The following is a 16,534-nucleotide window of genomic DNA, read 5'->3' on the forward strand; positions in this document are numbered from 1 at the left end:
CTCTGGGTGGCGTGATTCCTATACCTTATTATGACTGGGATGACGGAGTAGCGGCCAGCTTACAAGACCATGAATACGACAGTGGCAGCAATACGGGCAGCGAGCGGGATCTCAGGCCATACCAAGACTAATACCAATCTATATAAGTATTTGATCATACTTGCTGGTTAAAATCGCTTATAACTGCGTTATGAATTTTGTAATTAGAATAACTAGTTAGCTTCAATTCATGCCTTGTTCTAAGTGATTTTTCCTGCGCAACTATCTGAACAACTATTTATCCAGATTGGTATAACCCTAGTGTGCCAAGTAAGTCTCGAAGGAACAAATTAATTCTGCCTTCTAGATAGCCTTCGATCGCCCCGAACTGGGTATCGGTGCGAACAGCAAAGGCCTGTTATGCGGCCTGACAAAAAGTGTGAATTCTATAGCAGAACGATAAGATCCGGAAAATTAGGAGAAATATTTTCTATCAACAGATACTTTTGTAGCAATAATGGCGAAGGATTTCCCCCGCTTAAGTCGTATATTATTTTCACAGTCTAAGCGGCGATAAGAGATCGCTGTTTTATTAATGACACTATATTGAAAGTAGGACACCATGGTAGAGACAGTAAATACAGATAAAGCACCAGCAGCAGTTGGTCCGTATGTGCAAGCGAAGAAGTTTGGCGATATGCTATATACCTCAGGTCAGCTACCGCTAAACCCTGAAACGGGCAAAATGCCTGCAGACGTTGCTGAACAGGCGCAGCAATCTTTGGCAAATGTTGAAGCGATTGTTAATGCTGCTGGCTTGGCAAAAACAGACATTATTAAAGCAACAGTGTTTGTAAAAGACTTAAATGATTTCGGTACTGTTAATGAAGTCTATGCGGCATTTTTTGGTGATAATTGCCCAGCGCGTAGCTGTGTTGAAGTTGCGCGCCTTCCTCTGGATGCGAAAGTAGAAATTGAAGTGATTGCTGTTTCTCAATAATCCTGCATCTTGATAGCTTGGGAATAATAGGCCTGCATTATTGTAGGCCTTTTTATACAAGCTGTTTTTAATGTAAATCAGCCCTTAAAAATTGATGGTTTTTCATTCAATTAGTATTTAATTTGATATTTTTTGTTATTTTGAATTTTAGACAATACCTTCGACTTGCTCTTCTTGTTTCTAATTAAACATCCTCTACTTTTATATCGATATAACTTTACTCATATCCATCAAATAATAGAAAGTTGATTGCCTTGCAATGGTTTAGTAGAGAAAAATAATTCTATTTCATTGTTCTGTAACGAACTTTATAGTTTTACTCCTTCTTGTCATCGTATGATGTTTATCAGTTCCACCTTGAAATGATAATAATGTAAATGGAGTTTGATGGTTGTTAACTTATTGTTTCCAGTGCGTCGCGATAATAATAACAACTCTTACAGGTATACAATAAATGGAGTAAGTAATGAGTGAACAACTCAATGCAGGTACAGGTGAAATAAATCTGGGGAAGCCTTCGATATATACAAAAGCCAATATGACTGAAGCAGAGTGGAAAGAAGCAATTAAGTTCGATAGTGTTGATCTTGGTTGGATTGTCATGAGTATCGGGATGGCTGTTGGGGCCGGAATTGTTTTTCTTCCTGTTCAGGTTGGCGTGATGGGATTGTGGGTTTTTCTGCTTTCGTCTGTCATTGGCTACCCGGCGATGTACCTCTTTCAGAAACTTTTTATTAATACCCTTGCTGAGTCGAAAGAGTGTACGGATTATCCTGGTGTAATTACGGGATACTTGGGAAAAAACTGGGGGATGATTTTAGGCGCTTTATATTTTGTCATGTTGGTGATCTGGGTCTTGGTTTATTCTCTCGCAGTGACTAACGATAGTGCCTCTTATCTCCATTCTTTCGGGGTAACTGAAGGGCATCTCAATGACAATGTATTCTATGGCTTGGGGCTGATTTGCATATTGTCATTTCTTGGCTCTAAAGGGGAGAAGCTGCTCTTCAAGCTGTCTGGGTTTATGGCCGTAACCGTTTTATCTCTGGTTGCAATCATGGGCGTATTGTTGGTTGCACGCTGGGATATGGCGAATATTCCGCAACTCGGTGAGTGGGGTTCGATGCTTAAAGATGCAATTATTACATTGCCGTTTACGTTGACTTCTATCCTCTTTATCCAGTCACTCAGCCCAATGGTTATCTCATACCGTTCTCATGAAAAATCAATAGAGGTTGCACGCTATAAAGCATCAAGAGCGATGAAGATCGCTTTTGCTATTTTGTTTGTGATTGTGTTCTTCTTTGCGGTGTCGTTTACCTTTGCGATTAGCCAGGAGCAGGCAACAGAAGCAATGAAGCAGAACATCTCGGCATTGGCGATTATCGCGCACTATTTCCCAGGAAGTTGGGCGACAATTGCCGGTATCGTCATCAATATTTTTGCTGTTGTGACTTCGTTCTTTGGCGTATTCCTGGCATTTAAGGAAGCCTGTACCGGACTTTGTATGAACATGCTTCTTCGTAAATACAAAGAGTCACAGATTGATAAAAATCTGGTCAATAAGCTGGTGGTTGTATTTATCATTTTGATTGCGTGGGGAGCGATAGCGATTAATGCCCCCATCCTGTCTTTCACTTCAATCTGTAGCCCGGTATTTGGCTTGGTTGGCTGTTTGATTCCGGCTTACTTGGTATACAAGGTCCCTCACTTGGCAAAGTATAAAGGGATGGCGACGAATATGATTATCGTCACCGGTATATTGCTTTGTATTTCGCCGATATTGGCATTTATCTAAAAATCGAAATAGTAAAAAAGCGACCACTGGTCGCTTTTTTTATATCTGATTAACCGCTATATACCGCGTACTTCCATTCACAGTCTTGGGTATAACTGTATTTGGGAATGATAGTTATCGCAGAGTGTGATTTACCCTTAACTTTCAGAATGCCGGAGATTGAAAGGTTGAAAACGGTTACTGAGCCTGTATAGAATACCGCCATCATTTCTTGAGGAGTTTACGCCACGATGAACAACTAACACCTGACATCCTTTTTATTTTATTTTTTGGATCCTCAGGGTTAGTGGGCGTAACTTTGTCTTCGCTATTACCTATTGACTTGTATTTCATCTGGCCTCGGGCAGATAATAGTTGCAGGTGATCAGCCTCTATTTATGTCGTTCAAACTATGTCGTTTAAATTCGTCTAACAGTTGAACTAGATAGTTACCCATTGCCCCTGAAATAGTTTCAGGAGGTTTTATGACCTTATATCATCCGTCAATTTTGGCGCAATCACTTGCGGTTAGTCACGATAATGGTGATCCGCTGTTTAGTAACGTTAGTTTTTCGTTGGGACGTCAGATCACAGGGCTGGTTGGACGTAATGGTGTTGGTAAGTCCGTGTTGGCAGGGCTGTTGCTTGAGCAAGAAATGCCTGATAGCGGCCAGGTGATATGCAACGGAAAGATAGGTTACTTATCACAACTTACCCAATATCAAGATCGTCAGGATCTGGGGACAATTGCTGATTTTCTCGATATTGCAGCCAGGCTAAAAGCGCTTAGGCGAATCGAGAAAGGCAGCTGTAAGCAAGCTGATTTTGATTTAGTCGAAGATGGCTGGGGAGCTTGGGATTCACTTTGCTTTCAGCTTCAAGCGATGGGCTTGCCCCCCGATCCCTTCAAGCAGTGTTCCAGTTTGAGCGGCGGAGAGCTAACGCGGCTAATGCTGTGGCAGCTATTTCGTGCCGATTACGATTATCTGATCCTCGATGAACCCTCCAATCATCTTGATCGTGCCGGTCGCCAATGGCTGATTGATCAAATGAGCGGTTTTGAGGGAGGGATCTTGCTGATCAGCCATGATCGGCTGTTGCTTGAATATGTAGAAGAGATCATGGAGCTGACTCCAAAGGGCATTCGACACTACGGGGGAAACTATTCTTTCTACGCGCAGCAAAAGGAATTACAACACGTGGCAATAGAGCGCTCAGTGGCAAATGCTGAAAAGCAGGTGCTGCAGATCCGCAAGCAGCACCAGCGTAATCAGGAAAAAGCCCAACAACGAGCCGTGCAGGGAAACAAGGCTCGGCAATCAGGCAGCCAGCCAAAAATGTTACTCGATGGAATGAAGCAATCAGCGCAGCTGTCTGCTTCGGCACGAAAGGTCCAGTTTGCCCAGCACTTGTCTCAGGCAGAGCACAAAGCCAGTGAGCTGAAAGCCAAGTTAATACAAGTAAAGCCCCAACAGATCATGATAAACCAATCGGAGAAGCGAGTTTCTTCTGTTCTTACGCTGGTTGCTTTGCAGCTTCGCTATGGGGATAGTAAAGCGATTAATCTTAGCTTGCAGTATGGTGATAGGCTCCACCTGACAGGTAATAATGGCTGCGGTAAATCCACCTTGCTGAAGACGATTACCGGCGAGATAACGCCTGCAATTGGTCACCTGAACTGTACAACACAGCTCTGTTATTTGGATCAGCATTTCAGTCTACTGGACGAGCAGCAAAGTGTGTTGGATAACTTGCACCAGCTCTGTCCTGCCAAGACGCAAATTGAGCTGAGAACTATGGCGGCAGGTGCTGGCTTTCGCCGGGAGCGGGTGGAACTGCCAGTGGCGGCGCTCAGCGGTGGCGAGCGGATGAAAATCGCGATGTTGGTGGTTAGTCATCAGGAAGGCGAAACCTTGCTGTTGCTCGATGAGCCAGACAACCACCTTGATCTGGAGTCAAAGCAGTTACTGGCCCAAGCATTAGTCACTTACCAAGGCAGTTTGATCCTAATTAGCCACGACGATGTTTTTGTTAAAGAGATTGGAGTGAATCGGACTTTAAATCTTGCTGTTGGCAAAGAGTCTGCTCCGGATAAGGCGAGTTTCTCTGAATATGGATCATACTGATCAGAGTATCGAACTGATCTAGTCGAAGGATAGAGTGGGAGAAAAAAGGTGCTGAAGAAAATACAAGAGTTAGCTTTTTTTAAACTCTTTGGATTAATAACTGCTTACTTTATTTGTTCTTTGTTGCTCTATCATGTGCTGAAGAAGTTCGGGCATGGTGATGATCTGCTGTTTGGACTGGGTATCACTTCTGTTGCCATAACTGCCGGGCTGTTTGGAGCATTGTTTTTCATGAGAAAGAAAGGGAAGCGCAGGCCGGATCTATGAAAGGAAAAACTCAGACACTAGTCATCACCGACTATATTTAATGTTGTAAACTCGCTAATTGTATCTTTACCTTTAAGATACTCAGTATTTTGCCCAGCCAGCCATGGTTGGGCTTTTGTTTCCGTCCATTCGCTGGTCTGATTGACAGTATTGGGTATCTGGCTCATTATGAGCTTTCCTCTTAAACCTTTGAACTTTCGACAGGCTTTATCTATGACGATTTCTGCGCATTACTCCGGTGTGAACATGCTCAACCAAGCACAAAGCATGGCGACAACGGCGGCGAAAGATATTCAGCAATCAAGTCTGGGTTCACCGAGTACGGTAGGGCAAATCCCTGAGGTGAAAGGATCGGCCCCAACCGGTAGCAATAGCCCTATTGATGCCAGTATTGATTTAATTCAGGCCAAGACATACAACCAGGCGGGAGCCAATGTGATCCGCCGGGCTGATGAAATGACCGGGACACTGTTAAACATGAAAGTCTAGATATCCTCTGATGGCGATTACTTTTACTTCCTAGCGGTAATGCTGCGATAGGCCATGTCAGTCAGGTAGTCGTTTAATCTGTGTGATGCAGCGACGGCTTCTTCTGTATCGGTATGGCTGACGGCTCTTAATACGGAGGCATGCAGTGACGAAGCTTCTGTTAAATCCGAGGTGTCATTTTTATAAGCAAACCAGAATCGACGCGATAGCCCCTGTAGCGGTGCCATTGCAAGCTGCAGATATTCATTGCTTGCCGCTTTGACCAACAAGGTGTGGATCTGTTTTAGCAGCCCCGCATACGTCAAGTCATCTTTATTCATTGCACACTCTTCCAGGCTTGACGCCAGTTCGAGCATTTGTTGTTTTTCTTGTACTGTTGCGCGAGATGCCGCATAGCTAACACATAGCGCTTCAATATCCCGGCGGACTTCTAAGATTTTTAGCTGGCTTTCTACAGAAATAGCCGGGATCTGGATCCCGCGACGAGGGTGAATTTCAGCCATCCGTTCATAAGACAACCTCTGCAATGCCTCTCTTACCGGCGTTCTGCCAAGCCCCAGGCTTTCGGCTAGCTGCTTTTCGCTGACCATACTCCCAGGTTCAAGTTCCCGAAAAATAATCATGCGCTCTAACTGGTTGTATGCAACCTCTGTCTTATTTATCGAACCCATAGTCATTGTTGTCTTATTCCCTCAGGCAATATTTTAGTGAGCGATCTCACGATCAGGACAATTGCCATTGTATCACACAAAGATCAGGAATATATTCAAAACACACAACTGATATATCAGATGACTATCAGTTATCTATTAGTGAGGTAGTAATGAAAGATTGGAAAATTGTTCACCGATTTGAGGCTGTGCCGGATCTACCGGTGTTGGCTGAAGTTGATGTTCTGGTGATTGGTGGTGGGGCTGCAGGTGTTGCAGCTGCGGACACTGCCGGACGCATGGGCAAGAACACTTGGCTGATTGAAAAGTACGGCTTCTGTGGTGGTGCGGCGGTGGCCGGACTATCAGGTACTATCTGCGGTATGTATATGGCAAGTGATGATCCTGCTGCGCAACCGGAGCAGGTCGTATTTGGTTTTACCGAGCGCTTCCGTCAGGCACTGGCCGATAAAGGCGGCGTAACCGGACCTCAGCGTTACGGCAAAACGTATACCGTGACGCATGATCCTCTGATGTGGCGTGAAGTGGCGGATGACTTCCTTGAGCAAGCCGGTGTAACCACTTTATTTCATACTGCCGTAACTGGCGTGATTATGGATGGCGATGCATTTGAAGGGGTTGTGATTGAATCAAATGCCGGTCAAAGCGTGATCCTCGCCAAGATGATAGTGGATGCATCTGGTGATGCCGCTGTCATTGCTCGGGCTGGAATGGAGCATTACTTTGGTGACAATGGCCGTATCCAAAACCCGACTATGTTCTTCCGTATCGCGGGTGTCGATATGGATAAATACCTTGAGTACTACGGTGATGACACTATTTGTCCGCCGAAAGTGACCGAAAATATTCTGGCCGCAAATCAACAAGACGGCTACGACCTGCCTCGCCATAAAATCTGGATTTTCCCCACGACTCGCCCGGGCGAGCTGATGGTAAACGCAACGCGCCTCGCCGGGCAGGATGGCCGAGTGTTGAATGTCATCGATCCGCAAGACTTCACTGAAGCCGAGGTGTTTGGCCGTCGCCAGGTTCGTGGTTATGCCAAGTTTCTTAATCATTATGTACCAGGATGCGAGGACGCCTACGTAGTAGATACCGGGGTCGAGGTCGGTATTCGCCAGACTCGCTCTATTGTCGGCGTCGAAACACTGACCAATGACGACGTCGTAAACTGCCGCAAGCGGAAAGACGGTATCTGCCGTACGCCGTGGCCAATCGAGCTGCACTCCGGTGACAAACCGAAATTGCACTGGTTGCTCGATGATTATTATGACGTACCGTTCAACACACTGGTTCCGGTTGTTGGCGAGAACATTATTGTTGCCGGGCGGAGCCTCAGCGCAGAGCACGAAGCGCTTGCGTCCGCACGGGTGACAGCCCAATGTTTTGAGTATGGGCATGCGGCGGGTATCGCTGCTGTCAAAGCGATTGACGAAAATAAACGAATCCGAGACCTGAAAGGCGAGGATATCCGCTCTACTATGACTGAAAATGGTAGTGCCCTGTAAGGAGAACATCATGAAAGATACCGTGATCAAACGAGTTGAACTGTACGCTGTTGCTGACCGTGACGCTCCGCCGATTCCTTGGGCTGATAACCAGGAACCATTGCTCTATACCAATAATATCGTTCGTATCATCTGTAACGACGGTACCGAAGGGGTGGGTGCTACGATCAGTTACACCGAAAATGACTTCGATCGCTGCATTATCGAAGCTATGCGTACAATCGTCCCGGGCCTGATCGGTAAAAACCCGCTGATGACCGAAGAGCTCTATTCATGGCTGCAGGCGCGTTGCTCATGGGGGGGACTACCGGCAAAATCTCCGATTGATATCGCCGCCTGGGACATCAAGGCGAGAAAAGCAGGCATGCCATTGTACATGCTGCTCGGCGGAGCCCGCCACAAGATGCTCTCTTACGCTTCGACACCAATGTTTGATACCGTTGAAGACTACTTCCCGTATGTTGATGACTGCATCGAGCATGGCTTTACCGCGATTAAGCTGCACTGCTACTGCGTATATGAGAAAGACGTCAAACTGGTCAATGCCATTCAGGAGCGCTATGGCCATACTGGTGTCCGTTTCATGCTGGATACTGCCACTTTCTACACGCCTGCTGAGGCGATGAAAATGGCCAAGTTAATGGAAAGCTACGACTGGGAATGGCTGGAAGCCCCGGTTTCCGATTATGACTACAAGACCTACCAGCGTCTGGTTGATAAAACGGATCTGGAAATCTCCAGCCACGGCAACTGTCTGCTCACCTTGCAGGAAGTCACCTATGCCCTAGGTAACGGTTTCTGGTCTGATGTTCGCCAGGATGCTACTGTATGTGGTGGTATCACGCCGCTGAACAAATGCTTTGCTATTGCAGAAGGTCACTCGAAGAATCTTGAGATCCAAAGCATGGGATATACCATTACCCAGGCTGCCAATTTGCATGTGGCACTGGCTCACCATAACTGCAAGTTCTTCGAGCAGTTTTACCCGTATGAAAGCTCCGAGCTGGCATCAAAGACGCAGATCCGTACCGATAAGGATGGTTATGTCCATGCACCAGAAGGCAATGGTCTGGGCGTGGAAATGGATTGGGATGCTGTTCGGGAAAGCTCGGTAGCTCATTATATTTTCGAATAATTATAACAATACCTTTAATTAGCAATGGAAATTCCGCTTCCATATATCCACCGGGACAATATGGAAGTGGTTTACTAATAAATGGGACAAAACGTGATGAAAAGTACGACGGGAAGAAGTAACTTTGATAGGTTTAGCATCATTACCTCATTAGTTATTGTATCTATTATTTCAATATTCTTTTTAACTAACCCTGATCAGGCAATTAAAATTGCTGGTGATATATTTACACTGATTGCATATAACTTTGGCACGCCAATTCTCTGGTATGCATTCGGCCTTGTTATTCTCGCTGCCTATTTTGTATTTAGTAAATATGGGCATATCCGAATGGGAAATGAGAAACCTGAGTTTTCTACATTTTCCTATATCGCCATGATGGCACTTGCAGGTGTCGGTTCCGGTACGGTTTACTGGGCATTTCTCGAGTGGTCTTACTATATTAAGACGCCACCGTTCGCTATTGAAGCAGGCTCGGTAACAGCTGCTGAGTGGGCTGTAACCTACAGTCTTCACCACTGGGGGATCATTGCCTGGGCAATCTACGCCATAACCGCAATCCCTGTCATGTATTCTTTCTATATTAGAAAAAACCGCTCACTGAAAATCAGCGACGTGGTAATGTCGATGATAAAAAATAAGGCGACAGCAAAGATTGTCGGTCGTGTTATTGATATCATGTACCCAATTGCACTGATATTCGGTTTGATTATCGTCTTGTCTCTTGGTGTGCCAATTATATCTGCTGCGGTCTCTTTGCTGTTCGGTATTTCAGATAGTTTAGTTTTGAAATTATCTATGTTGGTTATTGTTGCTGCTTTATTGATTGCCAGTTCTTTCTTTGGTATCGAAAAAGGCATGCAGAAAATCAGTAATAACGGGACATATTTTGTTGTTGCTCTCGCCCTGTATATTCTAATTTTCGGTCCGACTCAGTTCATTCTTGAAAATACCAGCTCATCCATTGCTATTTGGGCTCAGAATTTTATTAAAATGAGCTTATATACTGATGCGATTAATCAGGCTAAGTTCCCTCAGTCTTGGACCGCGTATTTCTGGGCGTACTGGATGATCTTCATTCCACTGATGTGTGTCTTTGTTACCAAGGTATCTAAAGGCCGTACTATCCGTGAAGTGGTTGTCTGTATGATTGGTGGTGGTACTGCAGGTATTGCCGCACTTTTCTCGATTGTTGGCTCTTTCATGATGAAGACCCAGCTGGACGGCAAGGTTGAAATTAGCAAGATGGTCTCTGAAGGCCAGGCCAGCGAGGCGATTGTTAAGGCACTCGATACCCTACCGCTATCATCGGTAATTTTGGTGGTGTTCATTATTTCAACGTTCTTATTGTTGGTTACGACACTGGATGGCTCTGTATTTACCGTTGCATGTAATACGCAGAAAGAACTTGATGAAAAGAATAATCCGTCAACGTACCTGAAAATATTTTGGTGTCTGATTATTGTTGCGTTACCAACTATCTTTATCACGGTTAATGCGCCAGTACAGTCAATGCAATCGGCTATTTTGATATTTGCATTGCCGATACTGCTGCTAACTTCATACATGCTATTTAAAACAGTCGGCTATATGCGTGCAGACTACTCACATCTCAATGTGATGGAAATTCAGGCGATGCATAAGCTTGAGAGCGTTGTCGAGAAAGAGGAAGAAGTGTTGGAACCTGTTGGGGGTGTCTTGGCAGAAAGCCAACAACAGGGATAGTAGCTTGTAAGTAGTATAAGAATACTGTCTGCGAGTTGTTCTCTTAATAAATCAAAAGCCACCAGATTGTTGTCGGGTGGCTTTTTTCGTGCCTGCTATTGGTAATTTACATTCATTGCTACATAACTGAATATACAAAGTATGCATCTCAGTAGTCAGAATTGAGAAGTTCAATCTGCTGCTATTGTGTTTGAACTAGGGTAATAGGTTTAATGACTAATTATCCATACATAATAAGAACATAATATAGGCTAGGTTGGAGCGTTTATCATGAATACTTCTATGTGTATTCTATTAGCGGTCGTTCTGACGTCCGTTGTTTCATGTCGGGATAATTCCGGTGGCGATGACAGTTTTTCTGATGATGCAAATGCTGTGTCGAGCGGAGGCAGTGAAAGTGTGATAGATACACCTGGGGGAGAAGCCCCTGATCCCTCGCCACAAGAGCCACCAGGTGGAGAGGAACCCGTACCTCGCACTGATATCGACGGGTTGCCATTACCTGATTTGGCAACTAGTCATGATTATGAAGGCTATCTAGAAGCTCGTCCTCGATATTACACTACAACTACATCACCGTTCGGTAATGTCAGATCTCAGGACAATACACCTTTTTCAAATCCGGTCAGTAATGCAGGAGCAACGCTAGGGCGGGTACTGTTCTATGATGTCAGGCTTTCTGCTAATAGTTCTATTTCCTGTGCGTCCTGCCATATTCAAAAGCACGGGTTTACTGATCCGGCGCAGTTCAGTACAGGGTTTGAGGGGGGAAAAACCGGGCGTCATTCTATGAGTCTGACCAATGCGACTTACTATACGCCGAAGAACTTCTTCTGGGACGAGCGGGCCGACACACTGGAAGAGCAGGTCTTGATGCCGATTCAGGATCCGGTCGAGATGGGAATGAACCTGTTCGACTTGGAAGTAAAGCTGGCGGCAACAAGCTTCTATCACGGCTTGTTCGAGCAGGCGTTCGGTGACGAAGCCATTACCAGTCAGCGTATCTCTGAGGCAATGGCACAATTTATTCGGTCGATGGTCTCCTACCAGTCGAAATATGACCAGGCCTTTGCTGTCGGAGAGTGGAACGATCCGGACTTTGCTGCTGTCTTTACCGAGCAGGAAATGGAGGGGCATAAACTCTTTTCGGGCTTCCCTGTCGGACGGCAAGCATCTCTCGGTTGTATTGAGTGCCATCAAACCTCGGCACATACGATGGATCAGGCTCATATCAATGGGTTGGATGCCGATACCAGTAGCGATCCGGGAGCTGGTGGTGGTTTTTTCAAGTCGCCCTCACTGAGAAATATCGCCGTCGGTGCGCCCTATATGCACGATGGCCGGCTTAAGAACTTGATGGATGTGGTTGAGTTTTATAATAGCGGGGTGCAACCGCATCCGAATCTGAGTCCGGATCTGAGACGCAATGGAAGCCCGACTGGTCCGCCGGTGAGGATGAACCTGGATCAGGAGGAGAAAGAGGCGCTGGTAGCATTTTTACAAACACTGACTGATGAGTCTTTCCTGACTAACCCTATTTTTAGCGACCCGTTTGCTGAGTAGTTAGTGAGAGGATAGTGCGAGATAACGGAAAGGATAGGCCAGCTCGACGAACAATCGAGCTGGTATGCCACTCGGGAAGCTGGTGTTAGCCACCCCAGCTTTTGCTACCACTGGATGACTTGCTCCAGCTGGATTTTGCCGACACGGTTGAGCCAAAGCCGCCGCGCGAAATCGTTCGGCTTACGGTAGGTTTCGGCTTCATCTGATCTTTGGATATCCGGACTTTGCTTTTCTTATAACTACTACGACCATAATCGTAACCGTCAGCTGTGGTCCAGCGATCATAAAAAATACTGCCCGGGTAATATGAGCGGAACATCGGCTGGGAATAATAGCCGCGATCCCTGTCCATCATCCGACCAAACATGAAGCCCGCCATCGCCGGCATAAACCAGTTATTGTTGGGGGATTGCATACATGCATTTACCCCAAACTCAGCGGTACAGTCATATTGTGTCTGGTATTTAGGCGCAGTGCGTTCAGCTTCGTCTAGCGCGTCCTGATAGGCTGCCCGACACTCCTGACTGTAGTTGGGGTTGTCGTTAATGCAGTCATCCAAGGCTTGATAAATAGTGGCATCATTACCGTTGTCACTACAACCAGAAAGGAAGGCACCGGCAAAAGCCACTGAAACTGGCTTAACCGAGAACGTACGCCAGTTTTTGCGCATACTGCCTAGCACGACCTGCTTACTTCGTTTCATGTTGGTAGCTCCTAGTAAGTCATGCAGGCAGCGTTGAGCAGGCCAACCGATACTGAGGTTGCAGCCATGATAATACCGGCAGGGATCTCACCCGCTTCGATACGTTCAACGATTTTTGGCATAAAACCAAAGCGAACAATATAAAAGGCGATGAGCTGGGCAAATAACGCCACTATCCCCCAAAGGGCAAAATCGATCAGGTTGACGGAGTTGCTCGCTGCCCCGGCAATGGCTAAACAGTAACCGATAATGGAACCAGACAGGCCAATGGCCGCGGCGATATTCTGGCCCTCTTTAACCAGTTTCCATTCGTCATGCGGAGTAAAGCGGACATAGACAACTTTAAACAGCATCAAGAACGCGATTGATAGTGAGAAGTAGAGTAAGAAGGCACCAAGGCCTGCGAGTGAATTTGTTAATACTTCCATGTGAATCCCTAATAATTGAAAGTAACTGACTAACCAATGAGCTTGAAGTCGGTCGGTGATAGGTTGATACCTGTGCTGATAGCTAGGCTGCGTTCGGCACGGTTATGAATAATTTTTTCTTCGCCGGCAACAAAGACGGACTCGAAGATGTCATTACCGATGTTTCGTTCATAGATCATGACGAACTGGTCGGTTTCGCTAGTGGCACCATTTTCGAGCCAGGTCTTTTCTGTCATCACAACGGGTCGGCTGTTTTCCCATACTTTTTCAAATGTATGGCCTTCTAGCTCCCACGCCGGTTGTACTAGTTGGTTATCCAGCAAGTGGTTCCACTCCGAATCGGTATCGATCGGTTTGGTATCGTAGAAATAATAGAGTTTAACTTCGCTGATGTCGGCATCGCTCTGGCCGTGGGTCAGAACTTGAATAAAGCCGTCGTCATCGGTGTAATAACGTAATAGCCGAGTTTGTTCATCAAGCTGGACTTCCCCTACCGCTTTGATGAGCTGGGTACGAGCCGCACCTTCAATGATGAGATCCGGCTCGATAAGGCGCAGTTTCAAGTCATCTAACTCAAATGCGCCGCCAAGCCTCAGCCCCAAAATTTCCGGGGACTGCGGAAGTGGGGTTTCCGGCGTTTTTTTCTTTTTAAACCAATCAAACATAATGACTCCTGAGCGATAACAGCGGCCTGCTCAAAGGCTGGTTACGTTGGTTAATCGGATCCGTCCTACCATTTAAACTCAATGACACGTTCGTCCGAGATATAAAATAGCTTGCTACCGGGTTGAACTTCACGCTGTAGCGATGGGTTGAGCTCGACACCGTTGCCGCTATCAATGGCGATCAACGTGGCATCATATTGTTGCTTGAACGTTGAGAATAACGCTTCGATAGTTGTAATAGCAGCGTTCTGGGGGTAGGTGACGGAATACTGGGTCATCCCCTGGGTAGTGCTGAGCAGTTCGTGATGCAGCTCGCTGGAGCCCGGATCTACCGCAGCCTTTGCCATCATCTCGACTGCCACAGAAGGAATACACTCGGCATTCGGGCAGTGTTGTTTTAACAGCTGGCTTAGGGCCTCGTCATTAAAGTAGGCCAACAAGTGCGCTTTGGGGTTTTTGCTGACACAGTAAAGGGCGGCTGACAGCGTGATATCGTCTTCCGGGTTGTCGATAAGAATGCAGCTTGCACTGTCTATACCGGCGCGTTTCATCCCTTCATTATCTGTGAAGCTGGTAACACGGACAAACTCGACTTCGCCCGGGAGCGGGTTTTCAATTTCTGGACGGACACACAGAACAATCGGGCGGTTGCCTTTCTCTTCGTGCTGCAGCATCTTGATTAGATGCAAGGTACGCTGCTCGTTCCAGCCCAGAACTAAAATATGATTGTTCACTTTGAGACTCCGTTTTCCCAACAGACCGCTTTTCCAATAGTAAATAAAAAAGCTGGCGACACGCCCGACCCCCAAGGCAAATAATCCAAGGCCTCCGGGGATCACAAAGAGTGAGGCGACCCATTTCCCCATTGTTGTTGTCGGAGACATATCACCGTAACCAACAGTTGAGGCGGTGACAAAGAGATAATAGACAAAATCGGTAAATGAGCGGGTGAGATTGTCTTCACCTGCGAATGTTAATAGTAACCAGCTTATTACACTGTAGCCAAGCAGGGTAATCAGAAGGTTTCGTCCGTTCAACTGGGTAAAGTTTCGTACGGCCCATCGTTGAAAGAGAATCCACAATGACATGATTACCTCCGCTTGCCTGCGTGAGAACTGTTTGTAAGTAATAAAACCAAACTGACAGCCTTACTTACCTAAAATACGAGCCAGCTCGTCTTCCGCAGACGACTTTCCGCCTGCGGTTATTCCGGCCTCAGCCAGTTTCTTGTCAAGGCTACTGCCTGATTGCTCTTCTGCCATCTCAGCAGCGGCTTCAAGCTGGGCAGACTTTTCGGCCTGACGTTGCTTGATACGTTCCAATGACTCGACAGCGGTGTGCATTTTGGCATTGGCACCGACATTTGTGGCTGATACGGCTGATTGCGCTTTCTGAACCGCCTCATTGGCCTTAACGACGTCGACTTGTTGTTCTAACTGACGAAGCTTGTCTTTAGCTTGCGCAATATTGGTACGCATACTTTGCTCTGAGGCGACAAACTGATCCAGATAGACCTGCTCGGCCTGTTGCTCGTTGCGCAGGGTGGCAACTTTTTGAGCACACTCAAGGGCCAGTTCTTGTTGGCCTTTTTCCATCGCAGTGCGGGCATGGCCTTCGTACTCTTCCACACCATTATTGATGGCATCGACTTTTTGCTGCGACATCTTACGCTTGGCTACAATGCTGACTAATGCCTCGTCAGAACGTCGCAGTTCTTGTTTGGCTTCACGGATCTCTTGGTCAAGAATTCGAAGTGCCTGGTTGTCTGCAACATTTTCGGCCGCTTCGTTTGCACCACCCTTGATGGCAGTGAACAGTTTTTTCCATACACTCATGATGCGTTCTCCGTTAAGTGATCCTGGTACAGGTCGATAAATGCTTCGACATTGCGGAATAGGGTGGCGACTTCAATGAGGATACTCTCAGCTTTGGATTGGGAGGAGAGTGAACCAAAAGCCACGTAGTAGCTATCGCCATCAATGTTATTGATGCCAATGGTCGAGAGCGGGAACATCTTGTGGGTACGCAAGATAAGGTCATTCAATGCATGCACATCGCTGACCTGCTGGTGCGGGAAAAGCAGGACTTCTACCAAAATCTGTTCGCCGGCAACGGCAAGGTATGCGTCGATGTTGTCTTCATTGCTGATGATAAGTGTTTGGTCATGTTCTTTGACTTGCCAGCCATCATGGTCAGACAGTACGGGGAGGAGTTCTGTTAATTGCCACGTCATAGACATACCTTATTGATAAGTGAATCGGGATGAAGAAAAAATTACTCTTATTATGATTTTAAACTCATGAATTACCATCATTCATTCACGAATTTGTTGTTATTTTGTGAGCAGATGTGAGATTTGCTGGGTAAGTCTTGCTCTCTGAGAGCCAAGTTCAATTTGTCTTCGTGGATTTCATCAAACAGAGACATACCATTTCTAAATAGTATGAGCTGCCTCTATAGGAGAAGGACAAATGTCCTCTCCTTGCCGCTACTGAGAC

The 16,534-nt window shown here is 46.2% G+C and carries 17 protein-coding genes; 9 read left to right on the forward strand and 8 right to left on the reverse strand.

From position 1 onward, the window contains the following. Positions 1-601 precede the first annotated feature (601 nt). The 4 genes from EDI28_RS08610 (at position 602) to EDI28_RS08625 (ending at position 5,149) form a co-directional block, all read left to right on the forward strand. The gene (locus tag EDI28_RS08610; protein ID WP_128783434.1) at positions 602-979 is read left to right on the forward strand and encodes a RidA family protein; all 378 of its coding nucleotides are present in this window, start codon (positions 602-604) and stop codon (positions 977-979) included. A 538-nt stretch (positions 980-1,517) separates the two neighbouring features. Then, positions 1,518-2,777, forward strand: coding sequence for an SLC5/6 family protein (locus EDI28_RS08615; RefSeq protein WP_128783550.1), 1,260 nt, complete (start codon positions 1,518-1,520; stop codon positions 2,775-2,777). 464 nt (positions 2,778-3,241) lie between these two features. Continuing rightward, positions 3,242-4,882, forward strand: a complete 1,641-nt coding sequence (locus tag EDI28_RS08620; protein WP_128783435.1) for an ABC-F family ATP-binding cassette domain-containing protein — start codon at positions 3,242-3,244, stop codon at positions 4,880-4,882. 48 nt (positions 4,883-4,930) lie between these two features. Further along, positions 4,931-5,149: a hypothetical protein gene (locus EDI28_RS08625; RefSeq protein ID WP_128783436.1), complete on the forward strand. Its 219-nt coding sequence runs from the start codon at positions 4,931-4,933 to the stop codon at positions 5,147-5,149. A gap of 17 nt (positions 5,150-5,166) precedes the next feature. Here the strand turns inward: EDI28_RS08625 and EDI28_RS26900 are convergent, their stop codons facing one another. Further along, a complete protein-coding gene (locus EDI28_RS26900; protein ID WP_164918509.1) occupies positions 5,167-5,316 on the reverse strand; it encodes a hypothetical protein in 150 nt (49 codons plus the stop codon). Positions 5,317-5,362: 46 nt separating this feature from the next. On the opposite strand from EDI28_RS26900, the gene EDI28_RS08630 reads away from it, so the two are divergent. Further along, on the forward strand, positions 5,363-5,638 hold the full coding sequence (locus EDI28_RS08630) for a hypothetical protein (protein ID WP_128783437.1): 276 nt from the start codon (positions 5,363-5,365) through the stop codon (positions 5,636-5,638). A 23-nt stretch (positions 5,639-5,661) separates the two neighbouring features. Here the strand turns inward: EDI28_RS08630 and EDI28_RS08635 are convergent, their stop codons facing one another. Then, a complete protein-coding gene (locus EDI28_RS08635; RefSeq protein ID WP_128783438.1) occupies positions 5,662-6,315 on the reverse strand; it encodes a GntR family transcriptional regulator in 654 nt (217 codons plus the stop codon). 146 nt (positions 6,316-6,461) lie between these two features. Between EDI28_RS08635 and EDI28_RS08640 the strand changes: the two genes are divergently transcribed. The 4 genes from EDI28_RS08640 to EDI28_RS08655 all read left to right on the forward strand — a co-directional run bounded on the left by EDI28_RS08640 (position 6,462) and on the right by EDI28_RS08655 (position 12,240). Next, positions 6,462-7,817 carry an FAD-dependent oxidoreductase gene (locus tag EDI28_RS08640; RefSeq protein WP_128783439.1) on the forward strand — a complete coding sequence of 452 codons (1,356 nt, stop codon included), beginning with the start codon at positions 6,462-6,464 and terminating at the stop codon, positions 7,815-7,817. 10 nt (positions 7,818-7,827) lie between these two features. After that, the gene (locus tag EDI28_RS08645; RefSeq protein ID WP_128783440.1) at positions 7,828-8,952 is read left to right on the forward strand and encodes a mandelate racemase/muconate lactonizing enzyme family protein; all 1,125 of its coding nucleotides are present in this window, start codon (positions 7,828-7,830) and stop codon (positions 8,950-8,952) included. A 96-nt stretch (positions 8,953-9,048) separates the two neighbouring features. Further along, positions 9,049-10,677, forward strand: a complete 1,629-nt coding sequence (locus EDI28_RS08650; protein WP_233353320.1) for a BCCT family transporter — start codon at positions 9,049-9,051, stop codon at positions 10,675-10,677. 270 nt (positions 10,678-10,947) lie between these two features. Further along, a complete protein-coding gene (locus EDI28_RS08655) occupies positions 10,948-12,240 on the forward strand; it encodes a cytochrome-c peroxidase (RefSeq protein WP_233353321.1) in 1,293 nt (430 codons plus the stop codon). Positions 12,241-12,325: 85 nt separating this feature from the next. Here the strand turns inward: EDI28_RS08655 and EDI28_RS08660 are convergent, their stop codons facing one another. The 6 genes from EDI28_RS08660 to EDI28_RS08685 form a co-directional block, all read right to left on the reverse strand. Beyond that, a complete protein-coding gene (locus tag EDI28_RS08660; RefSeq protein ID WP_128783442.1) occupies positions 12,326-12,943 on the reverse strand; it encodes a DUF1190 family protein in 618 nt (205 codons plus the stop codon). An 11-nt stretch (positions 12,944-12,954) separates the two neighbouring features. After that, a complete protein-coding gene (locus EDI28_RS08665; protein WP_128783443.1) occupies positions 12,955-13,371 on the reverse strand; it encodes a DUF350 domain-containing protein in 417 nt (138 codons plus the stop codon). A gap of 29 nt (positions 13,372-13,400) precedes the next feature. Continuing rightward, the gene (locus EDI28_RS08670; protein ID WP_128783444.1) at positions 13,401-14,036 is read right to left on the reverse strand and encodes a YjfK family protein; all 636 of its coding nucleotides are present in this window, start codon (positions 14,034-14,036) and stop codon (positions 13,401-13,403) included. A gap of 65 nt (positions 14,037-14,101) precedes the next feature. Continuing rightward, positions 14,102-15,124, reverse strand: coding sequence for an ion channel (locus tag EDI28_RS08675; RefSeq protein WP_128783445.1), 1,023 nt, complete (start codon positions 15,122-15,124; stop codon positions 14,102-14,104). A 60-nt stretch (positions 15,125-15,184) separates the two neighbouring features. Then, complete coding sequence (locus tag EDI28_RS08680) at positions 15,185-15,871, reverse strand: PspA/IM30 family protein (RefSeq protein WP_128783446.1); 687 nt, start codon at positions 15,869-15,871, stop codon at positions 15,185-15,187. Next, entirely contained in the window at positions 15,868-16,269 is a 402-nt protein-coding gene (locus tag EDI28_RS08685; protein WP_128783447.1) for a DUF2170 family protein, read from the reverse strand. The genes EDI28_RS08680 and EDI28_RS08685 overlap by 4 nt, the downstream gene beginning before the upstream one ends. Positions 16,270-16,534: the final 265 nt, after the last annotated feature.

This window comes from Photobacterium chitinilyticum (assembly GCF_004104355.1).
In the GTDB taxonomy this organism is placed as follows: domain Bacteria; phylum Pseudomonadota; class Gammaproteobacteria; order Enterobacterales; family Vibrionaceae; genus Photobacterium; species Photobacterium chitinilyticum.

What these genes read in the sequence shown, in the direction of transcription:
- EDI28_RS08685 (WP_128783447.1), bottom strand. Translation starts at nt 16,269, where the DNA reads ATGACGTGGCAATTAACAGAACTCCTCCCCGTACTGTCTGACCATGAT.
- EDI28_RS08610 (WP_128783434.1), top strand. Translation starts at nt 602, where the DNA reads ATGGTAGAGACAGTAAATACAGATAAAGCACCAGCAGCAGTTGGTCCG.
- EDI28_RS08640 (WP_128783439.1), top strand. Translation starts at nt 6,462, where the DNA reads ATGAAAGATTGGAAAATTGTTCACCGATTTGAGGCTGTGCCGGATCTA.
- EDI28_RS08630 (WP_128783437.1), top strand. Translation starts at nt 5,363, where the DNA reads ATGACGATTTCTGCGCATTACTCCGGTGTGAACATGCTCAACCAAGCA.
- EDI28_RS08645 (WP_128783440.1), top strand. Translation starts at nt 7,828, where the DNA reads ATGAAAGATACCGTGATCAAACGAGTTGAACTGTACGCTGTTGCTGAC.
- EDI28_RS08650 (WP_233353320.1), top strand. Translation starts at nt 9,049, where the DNA reads ATGAAAAGTACGACGGGAAGAAGTAACTTTGATAGGTTTAGCATCATT.
- EDI28_RS08665 (WP_128783443.1), bottom strand. Translation starts at nt 13,371, where the DNA reads ATGGAAGTATTAACAAATTCACTCGCAGGCCTTGGTGCCTTCTTACTC.
- EDI28_RS08680 (WP_128783446.1), bottom strand. Translation starts at nt 15,871, where the DNA reads ATGAGTGTATGGAAAAAACTGTTCACTGCCATCAAGGGTGGTGCAAAC.
- EDI28_RS08660 (WP_128783442.1), bottom strand. Translation starts at nt 12,943, where the DNA reads ATGAAACGAAGTAAGCAGGTCGTGCTAGGCAGTATGCGCAAAAACTGG.
- EDI28_RS26900 (WP_164918509.1), bottom strand. Translation starts at nt 5,316, where the DNA reads ATGAGCCAGATACCCAATACTGTCAATCAGACCAGCGAATGGACGGAA.
- EDI28_RS08670 (WP_128783444.1), bottom strand. Translation starts at nt 14,036, where the DNA reads ATGTTTGATTGGTTTAAAAAGAAAAAAACGCCGGAAACCCCACTTCCG.
- EDI28_RS08615 (WP_128783550.1), top strand. Translation starts at nt 1,518, where the DNA reads ATGACTGAAGCAGAGTGGAAAGAAGCAATTAAGTTCGATAGTGTTGAT.
- EDI28_RS08675 (WP_128783445.1), bottom strand. Translation starts at nt 15,124, where the DNA reads ATGTCATTGTGGATTCTCTTTCAACGATGGGCCGTACGAAACTTTACC.
- EDI28_RS08620 (WP_128783435.1), top strand. Translation starts at nt 3,242, where the DNA reads ATGACCTTATATCATCCGTCAATTTTGGCGCAATCACTTGCGGTTAGT.
- EDI28_RS08635 (WP_128783438.1), bottom strand. Translation starts at nt 6,315, where the DNA reads ATGACTATGGGTTCGATAAATAAGACAGAGGTTGCATACAACCAGTTA.
- EDI28_RS08655 (WP_233353321.1), top strand. Translation starts at nt 10,948, where the DNA reads ATGAATACTTCTATGTGTATTCTATTAGCGGTCGTTCTGACGTCCGTT.